Raw genomic sequence first — 18057 nt, forward strand, 5'->3', positions numbered from 1 at the left:
GTCCTTATTTAAATCGAATATTATTTCGATATTCGATTTCTTCAATTATATTTGTAACATTAAGAAAAGTAAAAATTGAACATTAATGGCAAGTAAGTTTCTAAACATATACACTTCTTTCATATTTGCTTTGGTTGCATACGCATTCACTGCAAATATTGTTATGCCATTAATTGACTATGATTACTGTTGTGAAATGCAAGAGCAGACATCCGAGTTCCCTCAAGAGCAGGAGGACAAAGGAGATCAAGGCGCAAAGGATGATTTGAAGAAGAAGATAGAAGACGCTAAGTTTTGCAGCAATCAATTGGATAAATGGTTATTTCTTAACCAAGGACACAATAATGGCAGTAATGAATTTTCTGACCTTTTCCACTCCCATTACCAAGAGGTACTATCCCCTCCCCCAGATTACACTCTATAATTTTTCCACGAACAAGAAGTTGGTTCTTTATGGGATAACTATGCCCCAATAAAACCTCTTCGCACAAATAGATAGAAGGGACTATGATATAGCTACCTATTGGGATAACTATATCATCAAGATCCTATTAGAGTACACCTAATAAAGTTCATTATCATGCAAAACAGATATATAAAAAGCGATATTATCGCAGGAGTCATTGTATTCCTAGTAGCACTTCCATTGTGTCTTGGAATTGCTTTGGCCTCAGGAGCGCCACTTATTTCAGGTATTATTGCCGGTATTATCGGTGGTATTATTGTAACGTTGTTTAGTAATTCATCGATTGGCGTAAGTGGGCCTGCAGCAGGACTTGCTGTCATTGTATTCACTGCGATTCAGCAGTTAGGATATCCAGCATTTCTTATGGCTGTTGTTCTCTCTGGAGTTCTTCAGATTTCGATGGGCTATGCCAAGTTAGGCTTTATCACCAAACTCTTTCCGAAGTCGATCATTAAAGGGATGCTTGCAGGTATTGGCATCTCCATCATCTTCACCCAAGGCTCTAATATATTGGGTATGGCAGAGATTAAAGCGACGGTTACACAAGCATTCCAAACTAACGATGCGGGACTATTCTTTAGTACGATGCATATGGGAGCATTTATGATTTTTGCGATATCATTTGCCATTCTACTCTTATTCGATCATTTTAAATTGAATCAGAATAGATTCCTCAAGTTCTTACCAGCACCGCTTTGGGTGGTTATCTTCGGTATTTTTGCCAACTTAGGACTAGAGACGTTTGCACCAGCATATGCATTATCAAACACACTAAATGGATTTATCACCACTGTGTCGATCCCAGTTATTTCAAGCTTTAATGATGTACAATCGTTCATTCAATTTCCTGATTTTACTTCGATCTTAAATAGTGCGGTGTTAGGTACCGCAATACTGATCTCATTGGTTGGTAGTATTGAAACACTATTGTGTGTGGAAGCAGCTGATGATTTAGATCCATTGCAACGTAAGACCAACGGAAACAAAGAGCTCAAGGCACAAGGTATAGGAAATATTGTTTCAGGACTTGTTGGAGGATTACCCATTACACAGGTTATTGTTCGTAGTGCAACCAATGTATCGTCGGGAGGTAAGACTCGTCTATCTTCTTTTGTTCATGGTATCACACTGTTGGTATGTGTTGGATTTTTAAGTGCCACACTGAATTTGATTCCACTAGCCTCTTTGGCCGCGATTCTTCTTCATGTTGGTTACAAATTAGCGAGTGCTGAAGTTTTCAAGGCACATATCAAGCAGGGTAAATATGTATTTATTCCTTTTGCGGTTACCGCTTTTGGTATTGTAGCTACAGATATGCTTAAAGGTATTAGCCTGGGTATTCTTTCTCATATGATTCTTTATGTAGTTCATCATGTGAACAACCCATTCCAAATCCACTCAGATCAAGACATCGATACATATAGGATTGTTCTATCTAAAAATGTCTCATTCTTCCATAGTTGGAAATTAAAGCAGGCAGTAGAGAACCTTCCTTTGGCATCAACTGTTATTGTGGATGGAAGTCAGTCATTTTTCTTAGATAGGAAAATACCAAAGATGCTTGCGACACTTAAAGTGAAAGCGGCAAACAATAATGTTCATGTAGAGTGTGTCGGTATTCCATACCTTGATCACTAAAGAGATGGAGTATTGTGTGTGAAATTTTATACCAATTACATGGTAAGGTGGGGCTGAGTTGTTACAGATATATATTGTTTATACAAAGCTTATGAGAGGTATATCATCTTAAATTGATCTTTCCCTCTTGTATAAACAAGATATAATGTCAATGCCAGTCACATTTCACTAGAAATATTGGTGTTTATATGAAAGAAGAAAATATTACTATATGGAAAAGTTGAATGTACTTAATGAGATACTAAATAATAATGAAGCTTGGGCTTTAGATATGAAAAAGCACTACTCCTCTCTTTTGGAAGAGAATGGAAAAGGACAAGCACCAGAAGTTTTATGGATTGGATGTGCAGACAGTCGTGTTCCTCCCGGGTTAATCACGGAGTCGAAACCAGGAGATATTTTTGTTCACCGTAATATTGCCAATGTAATAGAAGAGAGTGACGAGAGTTTGAACTCAGTTCTTGAATATGCTCTATTTTATCTAAAGGTTAATCTAGTAGTAGTTTGTGGACATTACGATTGTGGAGGTGTCAAGGCTGCACTTTCAGGAGACCAATTCTCCCCATATATCAGTCAATGGATCACTCCCATTCATAATGAGCTACAGGCATTACAGAAAGCCAATCCAACGCATCATGAGTTAATTGAAGCGCATACAAAGAATCAATTAGATAAATTATCTAAACATCCGATAGTAGTAAAAGCAACTTCTGAAAATAACACTTTAGAGGTTGTGGGATTGGTATACGATCCTGCTACAGGGAAGTTGAAAAAAATATAACAATCAGTACTCTTCATTTTATCCTTTGAAGGCTGCCTTATTTAATTAAGTGCAGCCTTTTTTGGTCTCAAACCATTATGACACCATTTCATTGCACCTTCATCTAATTATATAATAACAGATGCTTGATAACAATAGTTCGTTAAGGTATGACATAAAATACTGAATATCAATAAAATAAGTATTTGTTTTATTAATTAAACCCTTAATAATCAGTATCTTAATAGTGAATTTCGACAACATTATTAAGGATGATTATCAAGGGAAATAATATTTATAAAACACGGATTGAAACGATTTTATCAAAAATGTCAAACATCAATAGCTGGAGAAAAGCGTTTTTAACAGAGACTCTTATCCTATTTTTATGCATCAAAGGGCGCATTAACTTTCTGCAGTTGGGTCGCTACGGTAAGCACGGAGAACAAAGATACCGACAACAATTTGAAAAACCATTCGACTTTCTAACTTTTAATATTGAATTGACACTTTCTCAGGGTAGCGGTCGATACGCCATTGCTTTTGATCCTTCACATATCAATAAGGCAGGCAAGTACACGCCAGGTCTCGGTCATTTTTGGTCAGGATGTGCCAACCGTGCAAAGTGGGGCCTTGAAATAGGTGGTTTAGCTGCCATTGATATCGACAATCATACAGCATTCCACCTAGAAGCTGTACAGACCATTGTGGATAAAGAGCAATCTCTTTCAGATTGGTATGCCAATCTGATTTCAGAGCGAAAAGTACAACTGCATGAAATATCTCAATATTTAGTGGCTGACGCATGGTTTGCAAAGCGCACGTTTGTTGATCAGGTACTAAAAGCCGATATGCATTTAATAGGCAGGCTAAGAGATGATGCCAACTTACGTTACCTGTATCAAGGTGAGCCAACAGGTAAACCTGGAAGACCGAAGAAATATGATGGAAAAGTTGATAACACAAATATTGACATGAGCCATTTTAAACTTGTATCCAAAGATGAGCAAGTATTAATCCATAATGCCATTGTGTATTCCATATCCTTAAAACGTAATATAAAGGTCGTACATGCTCGTTATTTTAGTAATAAGGGGAAGCAGAGCAACAAGCTGTACTTTTCTACAGACATCAAAATGGATGCATCGGATATCTTGAAATTTTATCAAAGTCGTTTCCAAATTGAATTTCTTTACAGAGATGGCAAGCAGCACACAGGCTTAAATGACTGTCAAGCTAGAAGTGAAAACAAATTGGATTTTCACTTTAATGCCTCCCTCACGGCCATTAACCTAGCTAAGGTTGCACATTGGTTATGTATACCCAAAGAAGATAGAAGATCATTTTCGATGACAGATATTAAAACAATAAACCACAATGAATTACAATTGAATTTGTTTTTTGACAAGTTCGGTATTGACCCACACTTACCTAAAAATCAAGAAAAGGCCAGGGAACTCTTGTATTATGGCACTATTGCCGCTTAATTATTTAACGAAGTATTGTGATAACATAATACAATAATATTTATCTATCTTAGGCCGCTTAATTTATTTAATTTTTACATCTATGAAAAGGTTTCTATCCTCTCAAGTTGACATTCAAAACTCTTTCAAATATTTTGTTATATTTATTATAGCATTTGTGGTTGCAATCAGCAGTATCATGTTTATTAATAATTCTACTTCCAAAAATTCTGTTGGAGCTGCTCTAGGAATGATTGCCTCACTTTTATTATTGATAGGTTTTATTTCTATATTTATCTGTAGCTATATTTGGAAAGTCGATACAATCAAAGGTGTTCGTATTAATAACGAACCTTTTAAGTTTATAGGAAGCTTCAGTTCTTATTTAGCAATTACTTTGGGATACGGTTTTACTGTAATTTTATCCAATGGAATCTTATACCCACTCTTGCAAAAGAAAATACTTAGCTTTTTTATAGACAATACCTATTTAAATAATAAAAAGCTAACATTTAAAGGCAAAACAAGAGTTTTATTGGGATATCATGTTGGATTAGGACTGATAACACTTATTTTGAGTATCTTTTTAGGTATTGCATTAGGTCGACTTATAAATGGAGACACTAGAGAGCATAATTATACCTAGATTTGGCGACTTAACAAAAAAAAACGAAGAAATATTTATTTATGTTGTTAATTGTCATTATCTTAAACTATTGAAAACAAAATTATTTGATTCACTTTTAAGAAATACTCTTGATCATGTCAACGATAACAAAAATAGGTATTTCACGCTCCAAATTATCAGATCGAGCTGGACTATCACTGATTATGAATTTTATTAAAAACATTGGATTCTATTCCCTAGTATCAAACAAGTTTCTATCAAAGATCCCCTACAGTGGGTATGGTTTAACATTGGAATCATTTTTTTGTCAAATGGTCGCACATTTTATTGATGGAACTCACAGTTCAATCTGTTCCTTTGATAGAAAAAAACTCAGTGCATCATATGCACCCGTTATTGGTGTTGAAAAGAATGAATTAGCCTCTAGGAGTCTGTCGGACTTAAGCAATGGGATATCGAGTGATTTCCGATTCTGATCTATAACCTGATTTAAGTTCTGATATTTGGCAGTTATTCGGTCTAAGAAGCTTATAATGCTCCTAAATTTAGTTCTAATGAAGTATATTTAAACGCCATATGTAGTCATATTAGGCTATTTTCATCTTAAATAACCTCTTTAAGTTATATCCAAGACACACCAATGACCATTCGCAGTCTGTTTCTGTTTCTCCTCTTAATGAAAATTGTCTAAAACCAAGAACCTTTTTTATTATGCCGAAAACGGGTTCTACAGTCTGTTTCCTTTTACGGTATATTTCATTGTATTTGGGAGAATTTAAGAGTTGATTCATCTTGTCGATAGGTGTTTGTTCCTGTTCCTGTTCCTGTTCCTGATTATCATTAGATGAACTATTCTCATTGAGCTTTTTGTCTAAATAACTATTATGCTTTTGACGAGCAGTAGAAATCAGTGGGATTATTTCTTTGTCTTGACATTCTGTAATATTGTCTTCACTAAAGTAGCCTGTGTCAGCAACAGCAATGGATATCTCTCCTAACTCAGTAGGTATTGTATTTATGGTTGGTATGAACTCTCGTTTGTCATTTGCATGGGCATTACTATAAGCACCTAAGATTATCATGTCATCATTTACAGCAGCTTGACCATTAAAACATTGATTGAAACCATCTTTGGTCTTCATTATTCGTGATTCTGGATCAGTGAAATTGTATTGATCAGATTCATTAGGGGATGGGTTAGGTGCTTTGGGCTCTCTGCCTCTTGGATTCTTTCCCGTCTTATCTATATGATCGTTGCGCTTCTGTATTTTAGCATCATACGTCTTCTTCTCTTTTGAATAACGTTCCTTGGCACGATCTTCCACAACCGATTTTGCTTCTCTTATCTTTACAAGTCTAGTTTCCCTGCGTCTTATTTCTTTAGGAATATCAAGGTCTGTATCAGTTTCTTTATTGTCTGTTTGATTGGCTAACTCTAAAAGTGAGTCTATTTCTGTTTCAAGTTTTTCCTCTAATCGTTTCATATATTCATAACTCATCGCTTTGTGTTTTGATGCGTTAGCTTGAACTTTAGTTCCATCTATATAGATGTTGCCAAGATTTAATAACCCTAACTCTTTTCCTATCAATAAAACCTGTTTAAACCAACCTTTAATCTCTGGCAGGAATCTTTTCCTGAAATTTGCAATAGTATCATGATCAGGATGATGATTGCCTGAAATAAATCGAAATGCTACTGAGTCATAAGTCGCCGCCTCTATCTTTCTTGAACTAAATACACCTGTAGAGTAACCATAAAGTATGAGTGATAAAATGAGCCTTGGATCATAGGCCATAGTACCAGACCCTCGGTATTGTCTATAAACGGATCTTAAATCAAGTTCTTCTACAATATCTACAATGAATCTAGCCTGATGGTTCTCTGGGAGCCAATCATTAATAGACGGTGGCATAAGTAAGCCTTGGGTTCTATCTGCACTCTTAAAACATCTCATACTCCTAAGATAATAATTTATTTTAGTTCATTAGTTTAAGTCCGACAGACTCCTAGTTTTCAAATAAAACGATTCATAGTAAAACTGTCACAACTATCAAACAGTGAACTGTCTGAGATTCTAAATGAACTCTTTATTTGGCGATTACTACATGAAAAGCCTAAGGTTATTGTTCTTGGGGTAGACACAATGGTAATGGACAACAATTATTCAGAGAAGAAAGAAGACAATAAACCGACGTATAAAAAAGTAAAAGGTTTTCAACCTCTTCATATATCATGGGAGAACTCCCTTATAGATGTCCTATTTCGTCCTGGTAATCACCACTCTAATCATGGCAATGACTATACCGAGAGAGTAAAACATATTGTAGATTTGATTAGATCTCGTTATAGCGAATCTGTCCCTATAATCGTTTGTTCAGATAGTGGTTTTCTAGATGAAAAAGCATTCAACTTTTTTGATCAGTTGAATATCTCTTTCATTACAACAGGAAAAATGTATAAAGACATAACCTCTGAACTAGAACACATTAAACGAGGTGATTGTGAGAAATATACTAATGGAACGTTACAATGGGATCTCTATGATTTTGGCAATAAATTAAAGAGCTGGAGTAAGTTTTGGCGCTGCATCGCAACTTCATTGTCTCGAGAAGAAGATGGTCAGAGGGTATTAGATCTGTCAGGTCCTGACAATCTGATTTACACCAATATTGGAAAAAATAAAATCTCAGACGAACGATTAAAAAAAGCAGATATGAGTGATATTTTAACTGCGAAAGGTATAGTTCAGTTATCTCACCATAGAGGTGCAGACGAATTGATTCATCGTAGCCTAAAAGAGTTGGCTACTACTGAATCATTGCCATTTAAGAAATTTAATCAGAATAAGGTCTATTACTATATTCTGGCAATGAGTCATTCACTTTTTGAGGCTTATAAGAATGACATTTCCTACGATAAAATATCGGCCAAAGCATATCCAAATACATTTAGAAGAAAATTAATCGATTTTGCTGGTGAAATTGTTGAAGGAGGAAGAAATACAACTTTAAGAATCGCAAAAGAGGTACAAGAAGAATTTGAAATTAAAGAATTATGGGAAAGATGTTTAAAACCTCCAATTGTATTATTTACAGCAGCTTAGTATTTGAATCTTGTATTGAAAGAAAAATTAAACCGAACGGTAATGGGAAAGGTATACCCTAAAATAAAAAGGTAGAGTTAGTATCGTAATAGAAATCTAAAATATGACTAGAATAAGACCAAAAACTTACCAGAAAACACTCTTGCTTCAAAAAAAAATGAGATGGCGACTTTGATTTATGCTGATAATCTATAATCGCCAAATTTAGGTTATATATTTACAGCAATATTTATACTATTATTACTTATCGTGGGAGCCTCATATGCTGCTGTTGTATTTAATTGGCATCTAAATATTGACTATAAAGAGTATAATATTCATTTGAAAAGTAGCAGTTCCAAGTATATTATACCTTGGTTTAAAGTTATATTTATATCCGCTATTACACTTGGAATAGGATTTCCTATGATGATAGTTTGGATTGCTCGCAAATACATTGAAGATCTTGAAGCGAGAAAAGAAGAAGGAGTTATTGGGTTTATGGCTGAATTTGACACTAATGATGATGGAATGTTTATTTTAAAGCAGCTGTTATTAAGCGTCTTTTCCCTCTGTATCTACCTACCGTTTGCCACTAAGAACATAATGAATCGTATGATTCCTAAGATTGCTTATATCAATGAATAGTGATGAACAGGAGGCCTTTGAAATAAACTTCCAAAGGCCTCTTCAATGATCACATTGGTATCAATGGTGATCAATGGTGATCAATGGTGATCAATGGTGATCATTCATCTGTTCAGCTTGAATCCCCAAGTCACCTTGGGATCTCTTCCATCGTTCAAGTTCAATTTTCAATGAGGAGATTTTACTCTCAAGAGAACTTTCTTGAATTAAATTATTCAATTCATGTGGATCATTATCTAGGTCATATAGTTCATAACTGGGGCGATCTCTAAATCGTTTTACCAAGAAAGCTGCAGTGGAATCTTTTTTCGCTTTTTGCAACCACGACAGGTACATTAATCTTTCTGGCCGATCTAACATTGGATCTTCCTTTCCAAACTGAAACCCATTGATGGTCCATGCACCAAATAGCGTATCTGGCATCATATTGTTTATCAACTTATACTTCCCATCTGTGATGGCACGTATAGGGTATGCAGGTCCTACAGGCCCACTATTATAGGTGAAGTATGCATAATCTCTATGCTTCGATTTTTTCTGTTTTAACAGAGGCAACAGACTTTGTCCATCAAGATCTATTATACGCTCTCCTCCAGCAGCATCAATCAAAGTGGGAAGAATATCACAATACTGAGCAATCGCATCACTCTTTGTATCATTTATCTTATACTTCTTAGGCCATTTCATCACGCAAGCAGAACGAACTCCCCAATCGTAGTTTGACCACTTTCCAGTAGGCATACCTGCCCCATTCTCATCAAGGACAATAAAGACCGTGTTTTTATCGATCTTCAGCTCTTTCATCATGGTGTTTACACGTCCCACTTGATCATCAAAAAGCTTCACTTCAGCTAGATATTCTCGATACTGCATCCGAGTTTGGCGCGTATCCACCAAATTCTTTGGTAACACCAAATCATTCACTCTCCATGGAGAAGGGTCACCAGAGTCCCAAGGAGAGTGTGCTTGCACCGAGCATAAAAAAAGACAGAATGGTTCCTGATCATTTCTCTTTATAAACTTCCTAATATTAGACCAATCAGCTACGCCAACGTCTCTCGCGTTACAGTTTTGCGGTAGTGCTTGGATCATCTCAAAAGGATAAACCGATTTGGGTCCAAAATGTCTCTTTCCAGTTAATCCCACACGGTAACCTAGATCTGACAAATAGTGCACGACACTCTTTGTTCCTTTATAAGTTTGATTATGATTCACATAAACTCCATTTTTAAATGGTTGTTTACCGGTATAGAGTTCAGCTCGTGTAGGAGCACAGATTGCTTCTGTCACAAACATATTGGTAAACATTACTCCATGTGAAGCAAGGTTGTCAATATTTGGACTTGTTCCTTTATTGGGAGAGCCATAACACCCTAAGCTATTGGAACTAATATCATCCCCTAAAAGAATGATAAAGTTCGGCCTCTCCTCTTTTTTGTCTTTGGGTGCTTTTGCTTGGACATTCCATCCAAGCAGACCGCACAACCCTAATCCTAAAAGTTTAATTCGACTCATTTTGTTATTGATTAATGAAGGTTGGTACCAATTGGAAAAGTTGGTATTATTAAAAAGAGGCTTCTAGCTCCTCTATTCTCTTTTTCATCATCTCGACCACTTCAGGTTCATCCTCTATTCGGTTTACACTCTCTGCTAGATCCTCTTTTAGATTGAAGAGTAGAGGTTTGTGTGCTACGCCCTCTTTGTTCCATTTATGATAATCCCCTCCAAAGCGTAGATATTTCCAGTCTCCGACTCTAATACCAGACAGCTCATCTCTTCTGAATATTGCAAAAGTATCGTTCCCTACTTTTTGGGTTATATCTTCTAAATGTTTTGATTGGTTGTTGCCATCTAGTTTTAGGTTGCTCACATCAGCATGTGCATATGCAGCAATTGTTGGTACAAGATCATAAGTAGATACCATGTTGTGACTCACTTTCCCCTTTTCCCACCTATGAGGCCAACTCATAATACACGGGATGCGAATTCCCCCCTCAAATATTGAACCTTTTCCATCTCTTAGAGGTGCAGCACTACCTGCTTGATCTCCCATCTTCAACCAAGGTCCATTATCAGAGGCAAAAATGATAATGGTATTATCGAGAATTCCTTTCTCTTTCAAATTATTTATCAACATGCCTACATTCCAATCGATCTCTTCCACAGCATCTCCATAAGCCCCACCTTCACTTTTTCCTTTAAAGCTGGCTGAAGCATGAAGTGGGACATGCGGCATTGCTGGGGTGATGTAGACAAAAAATGGCTCACCCTTCGACTGGTCAATAAAATCAATAGCACGATTAAAATATCTATTGGTTAAAGTAGCTTGATCGCAAGGGTACTCCACAATCTTATTTCCTTCAAAAAGCGGACACCTACCACTTAACCCTTTATCAATAAAATCCTTAAACTTCTTTGTATGTGCTACAGTATCTTGATCGGCTTTGGCCTTACTTAAATCAAAACCATCTCTAAACTTCACATTATCAGCAAACTGTTGGTTTACACCAATATACATATCATTGCTATAAGGAATTCCAAAATACTCATCAAACCCTTGATTTAATGGCATTTGCTCCGCGACATCACCTAAATGCCACTTTCCATAACAGGCAGTATGATACCCCTCTTTTTTCAATATCTCTGAGAGTATAATATTTTTAGGTGCAAGCCCTGATTCACCAGGGAATAGTGCACCTCCAACACCATGTCGTGCAGGAAATCGTCCCGTAAGCAAAGAGGCTCTAGAAGGACTACATACAGAGTTTGAGACATAAAAATCGGTAAAGCGGATGCCATTATTCGCCAATTTGTCAATATTCGGAGTCTTAATCTTTTCGGAGCCATAACAACCAAGATCTTGATAACCTTGATCATCAGTAAAGATGATAATCACATTCGGAGTGGACTCTTCCTTAGCTTGAGGTGAGACACATCCACTCCCCAACGCCAATGCTAAAGTACTATATAATAAATTCTTCATTTTCTTGGGTTATCAACTAAGCTTAGTTCTCTTTGATAAGATTCTAAGCTTAGTATTTCATAAATAATTTCAACGAGAGTTCATCTATAGACAAACCTTCTTTATATTCCTCTTAGGAAATTAGGATCTACTACAAGATCGGTTGGATATAAAAAAGGAGTGTCTTCTCTTTGGTATCTAAACTATATTTCTCTAATGCTTGTGGTCCACAACTACCTTGTCCGATACCATGGTGGGCAGCATCGATATTAATAATAATTCCATCACGTGGAGTTAATTCATATGGATGATTCGCACGAGCAATCTCTGTAGGAGTATTTTCGGATGCATCGAAGTTAAACTTATTTGCACTAGATACTTTAAACCCTTTGCCATCACGATCCGTAAATTGCACCCATCTTACATCGGTTCTATTCCCACTGTCTTGAGGCTTCATATATTGCTCTTCCAATTGACTTACATTCATTTGATATTGCCCCATAAACATCGCATCTTTTCTATCTATATAGTTCTCCTTTGGGCCTCTTCCGTACCACTCAACAGAACTTAATGATGGTTCTATCTCAAACTGTAGCCCCAAACGAGGGAGATACACCCCCGCCTCCTGTGGCTTAAAATCAGAACTCACCTTGATTGCTCCAGAAGGATATACAGTATATTCAATTTCTGAAGTTAAAGCATAGTTTTTGGATGTATACGAAAGTATTGAGGTTTGGATCACATAAGAACCATCATCACCTTTTTCATATCGAAATGATTTACACTCATGCATTAACTGATCAAAACCAAGCTTATACCACCTCTGTGATATCCCTCTTTTAAAATGAGAGTCATTATCTAATGGTGCCCTGAAGATTTGAGGTAAGATACCTTGGTTATAATACTCTTTTGCACCATTATCATGAAACGGTTCTGATTCCATCTTAATCAACTGTTTACCCTGATAAGATAGTTGATCCATGACTGCTGATAATTTATCAAATGATAAGGTGAACTTCTCACCAATTAATGTGAGTCTCTTATCGTCATCTACAATATCTATTTTCTCAAACTGATTATTCTTTTCAATAACCTCTGTCTTCATCTCTTCTTTGATCACCAATTGTGCTTTAGCGACTTCATGCCCCACCTTAGCCCACAACTCTCTCTTCCTCGTGATTAGTGCAAGATTAATATATTGATCCGTTCCTGGTTCTAATACGACGAAATGGTTGGGTAGTAAGATCGAAATAGTTTCACTAGGTTTAATTGAAGGCATATCAATGTATTCCGTCTTAACAACATGCCCATTGGTTACCAAACTACATTCTAATCTATACTTCGATAGGTCAATAAAACTAAATTTATTTGTCACATTGACTTTTTCATTATTGACTTGGGCAAATTCGACATTCTGATAGACATATTTAACCTCTTCTAATTTTGCAGTTACCTTTCGATCAGAGGTGATCAACCCATTGGCACAAAAATTAGTTCGATTCGGGAAATCGCCATAGTCTCCTCCATATGCAAAGAAGAATTGTCCTGGAGCGTCTTCTCTCTCTTTAGAAAGGCCTTGATCGACCCAATCCCAGATACAACCACCTATAAGTCTTTTGTTGCGTTCAATTACCTCCCAATACTCTTTCAGGTTACCCACAGAGTTTCCCATGGCATGAGAGTATTCGCACATAATAAAAGGTTGTGGGTTGTCCTCTTTCGCTTCTGCTTCTATTTTTGAGATCCTTGGATACATTATTGATTCAATGTCTGCGATCTCATTCATTCCTTCATAGTGAATTACTCTAGAGGTATCAACAGCTAAAATTGCATCTCTACAAGCAATGAAATTATCCCCAGGACCAGATTCATTTCCTAGAGACCAGATGATGATGGATGGATGGTTTTTATCACGCTGTACCATCGATATATTTCGATCAACCATCGCTTTTTCCCATGAAGTATCATGCCCCATTCCGTCATCACCAAACCCATAACCATGTGACTCGACATTTGCCTCATCAATTACATATAGGCCATATTGATCACACAGTTCGTACCAATAAGGGTGATTTGGGTAATGACTTGTACGCACGGTATTGATATTATACTGCTTCATTAATTGGATATCTCTAAGCATCGACTCTTTCGTCACAGCTCGACCATGTACAGGATCATGCTCATGACGATTCACCCCTTTAATTGTAATACTCTTGCCATTAACCCATAGTTGCTGATCACGTATTTCAATGTTCCGAAAGCCGACTTCAGAAGAGACAACCTCAACTAAAGCTCCTGAAGTATCATACAGCTCAACGACCAAACTATACAGATTAGGTATTTCGGCACTCCATAGTAGTGGATGATCAACAGTTTTATTTAACGAGAAAAGATGCTCATTTTTACTGCCTCCACGAGAAATTCCTTCTCCAATCTCTATCTTATTAGTATCCCCTTTAGATAGAAGGTAAGCTCTGTAATGGATTGATGAACCTTTCCCTTTGAAAGCTAGATCTAGTTTAACCTCTGCAGAAGTGTAATCTGAAGTCAGTTGTGTTTTAAAAAAGAGGTCTCTTAAGTGATGTTTTGGTCTAGCCACCAACAATACATCTCTAAATATTCCTGATAATCTCCAAAAGTCTTGGTCTTCAATATAACTAGAATCACTCCATCGGTAGACCTCTACAGCCAATTGGTTCTCCCCTTTACGAAGCACATTGGTGATATCGAATTCTGCAGGAGTCATAGATCCCTCACTATAACCAACTTTCACTCCATTAACCCACACATACATGGCACTTTTGACTCCTCTAAAATGAAGGAAAACTCTCTGTCCATCCCAACTGTCCGAAATAGAAAAAGTACGCTTATATGATCCTACTGGATTTGGATAACGACTCTTGGTGAAGTTATCAGGTGTAGGTGTCATGATTCGAGGTCGGTCCTTTGCAAAAGGATAAGGTTTATTACTATAAATTGGCACTCCATATCCTTTCATTTGCCAATTTGAGGGAACCACAATATCGTCCCAATAAGATACATCATAGCTCTCTTTATAAAAATCGGAAGGACGATCATTGGGAGATTTGACCCAATGAAACTTCCATATCCCATTCAAGCTCATCATTCTTGATGATATGTTCTCATTCATTTCTAAAGCCATACTTACATTGTCGTATGGAATAAGTGAAGCATGTGCTGGCTGTTTATTATATCCAATCACATATTGGTTCTCCCAATCACTCTTTTTATTCGCAAAAGATGTATATACGATACAACACATCGCTACCAATAGAAGTTTTCTGTAATCCATGTTTCTTAGTTTAGTCAGTACTTGTTAGTCGTTACCTATCCTCTCTAATAAGATACAAACCTACAGAAAAGACCAAAACAGACTAGAATACTGTAAACCTAATGATATTTTGATTTCATCAATAAACAAATGGTTCGAACCGTGTTCCATAATTACTATTTTGGATTATTTCAATATTATGGGACGTACAAAAACTGAAAGAAAGAATACGACACCCTCTGATAATGAGATATATTAGTTAAACAATCTAAATAATCCGCCTCTTTAATACTTAGCGTGTGATAATAATCATCTATTTTCATTATTATCACCATTTCATCTTTATATATCTTATTTCTAGATATAAATTTAAGATTTGAACACTATAACATAAACACCGTTATAGAGTAAGTAGACATCTAATACTGTATATAATGATACCAGATAAAAACAACAAGTATCCTTTAGAACACTACCATAAGTTATGCTTTCTAAAAAATATCATTCAGAATAAGAATATAGTCGTGGGAGAGTACACCTACTACGATGATGATGAAGATATCACCAATTTCGAGAAGAATGTGAAGTACCACTTTGATTTTATAGGAGACAAACTTATCATAGGCAAGTTCTGTATGATCGCCTCAGGAGTAAGTTTTATTATGAATGGAGCAAACCATAAGATGGATGGAGTCTCTGCATATCCGTTCTATATTTTTGGAGGTGATTGGGCAGATTCAGCACCTGCAGCAACAGACACTCCCTACAAGGGGGATACGGTGGTTGGAAATGATGTATGGATTGGAACCAATGTAACCATTATGCCAGGAATAAAAATAGGCGATGGTGCTATCATTGCATCCAAGAGCGTGGTTACCAAAGATGTTGCGCCATATGCTGTTGTTGGAGGAAACCCTGCATGCCTTATAAAGATGAGGTTTTCAGAAAAGATAGTGAATCGACTATTGGAATTAAAATGGTGGAACTGGGACATTCAAAAGATCACTAGCAACATCCATGCATTGACACAAAATATCAGCCTGACGGATTTAAACAATTTTAAGTAAGGCAATGCAACTATAGATTCAGATGAAGCAATTTGTATCGTGCACTATTCGAGGAAGGAGAGAAAACCATAGGCTTCTTATCTATTTGTGTATGCTTCCTCCTTCCTAGAGTAGGTAATACAAATTACATCTATATGAAGCGCTATAGTGAAAGCAATCGGTCTACTACTTTATTTTCTCTACAGTAAATGACCCCTTGTTTATTCATATATTGGGTTTGGGGATCATTTAATTCTAAACTCTTTCTTTGGAAATTGCATACTATTACTCCAGCCTCTTTTCCAATGATAGAGGTGGCTGCAAAGTCCCATATAGAACCTCCTCCATTCATCTTTTTGGGTGGTTTAAAATAGATTGTATTGGGAGATTCGACTACTGCGATCGCATGCATTACTGCACCACTAGATGTGTGGATACGCAGACCTAGATATCCCAAATCTATAGCGATCTTACTTAAGATCGCTTTCCACTCTTTAAATGCAGGACTCTTTAGCAAAGAACGATCGGTATGCCATGTCAGAAAAGAGACCGATGGATCAATGGATGATGATGTAAAGGGTCTGTTATTTCGATATGCACCTTTGCCTTTGATGGCATGATAGGTGGTAGAGAGCAATGGATCATACACCACACCCAATACGGCATTGCCTTGACTTGTGACTAGAGCAATAGATACGGCAAACCCCGATGTTCCTTGGATAAATGGAAGAGAGCCATCCAATGGATCAATGGCCCAGAAGAGCTCTTTATCCAAACGATCTGTTTCCTCAGCGGACTCTTCGGCTAACATTCCTATATGGTATAGTTCACAGGTCGGCACAAGAATATCTAATATGATCTTCTGACTCTGCATGTCGACCTCTGTAAAGACAGAAGAGGCAAATGAAGAGCCAGCACTTTTATGCTGCACTTCATTGTCTTTAAAGCTCTGACTGGCAATATACTCTCCTGCCCTCTTTGCAGCCTTTACAGCGATCGCACATAGATGTTCTAAGTCAAGATAATGATATGTCATGGTCTAAGAATCCTTTTTAAGTTGTTTAATCACCTCTCGAGCAATTTTTTGATTATATCCATTGATCTTCCAATGATCGGGACTCCACCCTTGTAAGAATCGATAGAAGTCGGTCCAAGCATACATATATAGTGCCCTCCACTCCTTCTCTATCTCCTCGAAAGGAGTGGTTGATTGGTAATGATCTAATGCCTCCTTTAGGTAAGTAAAATAGTGATCTAAGAGTAGTGATTCATAACGTTCACAATCAGATTCGTAAAGACAGCTGCTTACAAAATAGGCGACATCCTTCATCCCACACCCAGCACCTATATATTGAAAGTCGACACCTGCCACACTATTACCATCAGGAGCATAACAGAAGTTGGCGACTTTGGCATCTCCATGAACTAGCGTAAGATATTTGGCATGATTTAGCTTATGATCGATAGCAGATGCCGCATGTTTAAGCACTTTATCGCTCATCACTTCAAGCTCTTCAGGACGGGTATCTAAATGCCAATAGGTTCCGATATTCCAAAGGTTATCTGGAACGACATGCATATGTTTCGCATGGAAGAAAGCAAGCCACCGAAGGGTGGTAAAAATCTCATCCATAGAGAGGTCGTATTTACGAATAGGAAAACCAGCATCATCGAGATCCTCCATGACAATAATCTGATCTCCACTATCCTCCACAACAGCCAAACAGTGGGGAACACGGCAATGATCATCACATTGGTCAGCGAATTGTTGATACCATGCTATCTCTACTTGGTATGATTTCACTTTACGCTCATGAGATAGTGAGGTGTTCCACCCTCTGGGATGGTGGTTCATTGAAGCGGTCTTGATATGTTTTACAATCACATGTTCAAACTCCTTGCCTTCTATTGTGCAACGAGACAGTGTTCCGTAACCACTCCATAGTTGCTGAATCACCTCTTTTTGGCTAATTGAAGTAGCCCCCACGGCATCTCTTACCAACTCCAACATCCTCTTATTTTCCATCATATAAATCTTTAATACAGATTTTGTATAACTGTCGACCGG

At 37.0% G+C, this 18057-nt stretch carries 15 protein-coding genes; 9 read left to right on the forward strand and 6 right to left on the reverse strand.

Annotated elements, in window-relative coordinates:
- Window positions 1–85 precede the first annotated feature (85 nt).
- From K5X82_05745 to K5X82_05770, 6 genes are all read left to right on the forward strand, one after another.
- Entirely contained in the window at window positions 86–424 is a 339-nt protein-coding gene (locus tag K5X82_05745; GenBank protein QZT38396.1) for a hypothetical protein, read from the forward strand.
- A 156-nt stretch (window positions 425–580) separates the two neighbouring features.
- A complete protein-coding gene (locus K5X82_05750; protein QZT38397.1) occupies window positions 581–2104 on the forward strand; it encodes a SulP family inorganic anion transporter in 1524 nt (507 codons plus the stop codon).
- A 211-nt stretch (window positions 2105–2315) separates the two neighbouring features.
- Entirely contained in the window at window positions 2316–2885 is a 570-nt protein-coding gene (locus K5X82_05755; GenBank protein QZT38398.1) for a hypothetical protein, read from the forward strand.
- A gap of 251 nt (window positions 2886–3136) precedes the next feature.
- The gene (locus K5X82_05760) at window positions 3137–4351 is read left to right on the forward strand and encodes a transposase (GenBank protein QZT38399.1); all 1215 of its coding nucleotides are present in this window, start codon (window positions 3137–3139) and stop codon (window positions 4349–4351) included.
- 82 nt (window positions 4352–4433) lie between these two features.
- Complete coding sequence (locus K5X82_05765) at window positions 4434–4976, forward strand: DUF898 domain-containing protein (protein ID QZT38400.1); 543 nt, start codon at window positions 4434–4436, stop codon at window positions 4974–4976.
- Between the two features lie 116 nt (window positions 4977–5092).
- Entirely contained in the window at window positions 5093–5434 is a 342-nt protein-coding gene (locus tag K5X82_05770) for a hypothetical protein (protein QZT38401.1), read from the forward strand.
- Window positions 5435–5545: 111 nt separating this feature from the next.
- Here K5X82_05770 and K5X82_05775 read toward each other — a convergent pair whose 3' ends face one another.
- On the reverse strand, window positions 5546–6913 hold the full coding sequence (locus K5X82_05775) for an IS1182 family transposase (GenBank protein QZT38402.1): 1368 nt from the start codon (window positions 6911–6913) through the stop codon (window positions 5546–5548).
- A gap of 63 nt (window positions 6914–6976) precedes the next feature.
- Between K5X82_05775 and K5X82_05780 the strand changes: the two genes are divergently transcribed.
- Together K5X82_05780 and K5X82_05785 are read left to right on the forward strand one after the other, a co-directional pair.
- Window positions 6977–8062: a transposase gene (locus tag K5X82_05780; GenBank protein QZT39089.1), complete on the forward strand. Its 1086-nt coding sequence runs from the start codon at window positions 6977–6979 to the stop codon at window positions 8060–8062.
- A gap of 249 nt (window positions 8063–8311) precedes the next feature.
- Window positions 8312–8689: a hypothetical protein gene (locus tag K5X82_05785; protein QZT38403.1), complete on the forward strand. Its 378-nt coding sequence runs from the start codon at window positions 8312–8314 to the stop codon at window positions 8687–8689.
- 90 nt (window positions 8690–8779) lie between these two features.
- Here K5X82_05785 and K5X82_05790 read toward each other — a convergent pair whose 3' ends face one another.
- From K5X82_05790 to K5X82_05800, 3 genes are all read right to left on the reverse strand, one after another.
- Window positions 8780–10204: a sulfatase gene (locus tag K5X82_05790; protein QZT38404.1), complete on the reverse strand. Its 1425-nt coding sequence runs from the start codon at window positions 10202–10204 to the stop codon at window positions 8780–8782.
- Between the two features lie 49 nt (window positions 10205–10253).
- Complete coding sequence (locus K5X82_05795; GenBank protein ID QZT38405.1) at window positions 10254–11672, reverse strand: sulfatase; 1419 nt, start codon at window positions 11670–11672, stop codon at window positions 10254–10256.
- A gap of 130 nt (window positions 11673–11802) precedes the next feature.
- Window positions 11803–14964: a DUF4981 domain-containing protein gene (locus tag K5X82_05800; GenBank protein QZT38406.1), complete on the reverse strand. Its 3162-nt coding sequence runs from the start codon at window positions 14962–14964 to the stop codon at window positions 11803–11805.
- Between the two features lie 413 nt (window positions 14965–15377).
- On the opposite strand from K5X82_05800, the gene K5X82_05805 reads away from it, so the two are divergent.
- Window positions 15378–16010, forward strand: a complete 633-nt coding sequence (locus tag K5X82_05805) for a Vat family streptogramin A O-acetyltransferase (GenBank protein ID QZT38407.1) — start codon at window positions 15378–15380, stop codon at window positions 16008–16010.
- 142 nt (window positions 16011–16152) lie between these two features.
- Here the strand turns inward: K5X82_05805 and K5X82_05810 are convergent, their stop codons facing one another.
- Complete coding sequence (locus K5X82_05810; GenBank protein QZT38408.1) at window positions 16153–17025, reverse strand: inositol monophosphatase family protein; 873 nt, start codon at window positions 17023–17025, stop codon at window positions 16153–16155.
- 3 nt (window positions 17026–17028) lie between these two features.
- Window positions 17029–18018, reverse strand: coding sequence for an ecdysteroid 22-kinase family protein (locus tag K5X82_05815; GenBank protein QZT38409.1), 990 nt, complete (start codon window positions 18016–18018; stop codon window positions 17029–17031).
- Between the last annotated feature and the right edge of the window lie 39 nt (window positions 18019–18057).

The sequence above is a fragment of the Prolixibacteraceae bacterium genome, assembly GCA_019856515.1.
GTDB lineage: Bacteria > Bacteroidota > Bacteroidia > Bacteroidales > Prolixibacteraceae > Halosquirtibacter > Halosquirtibacter xylanolyticus.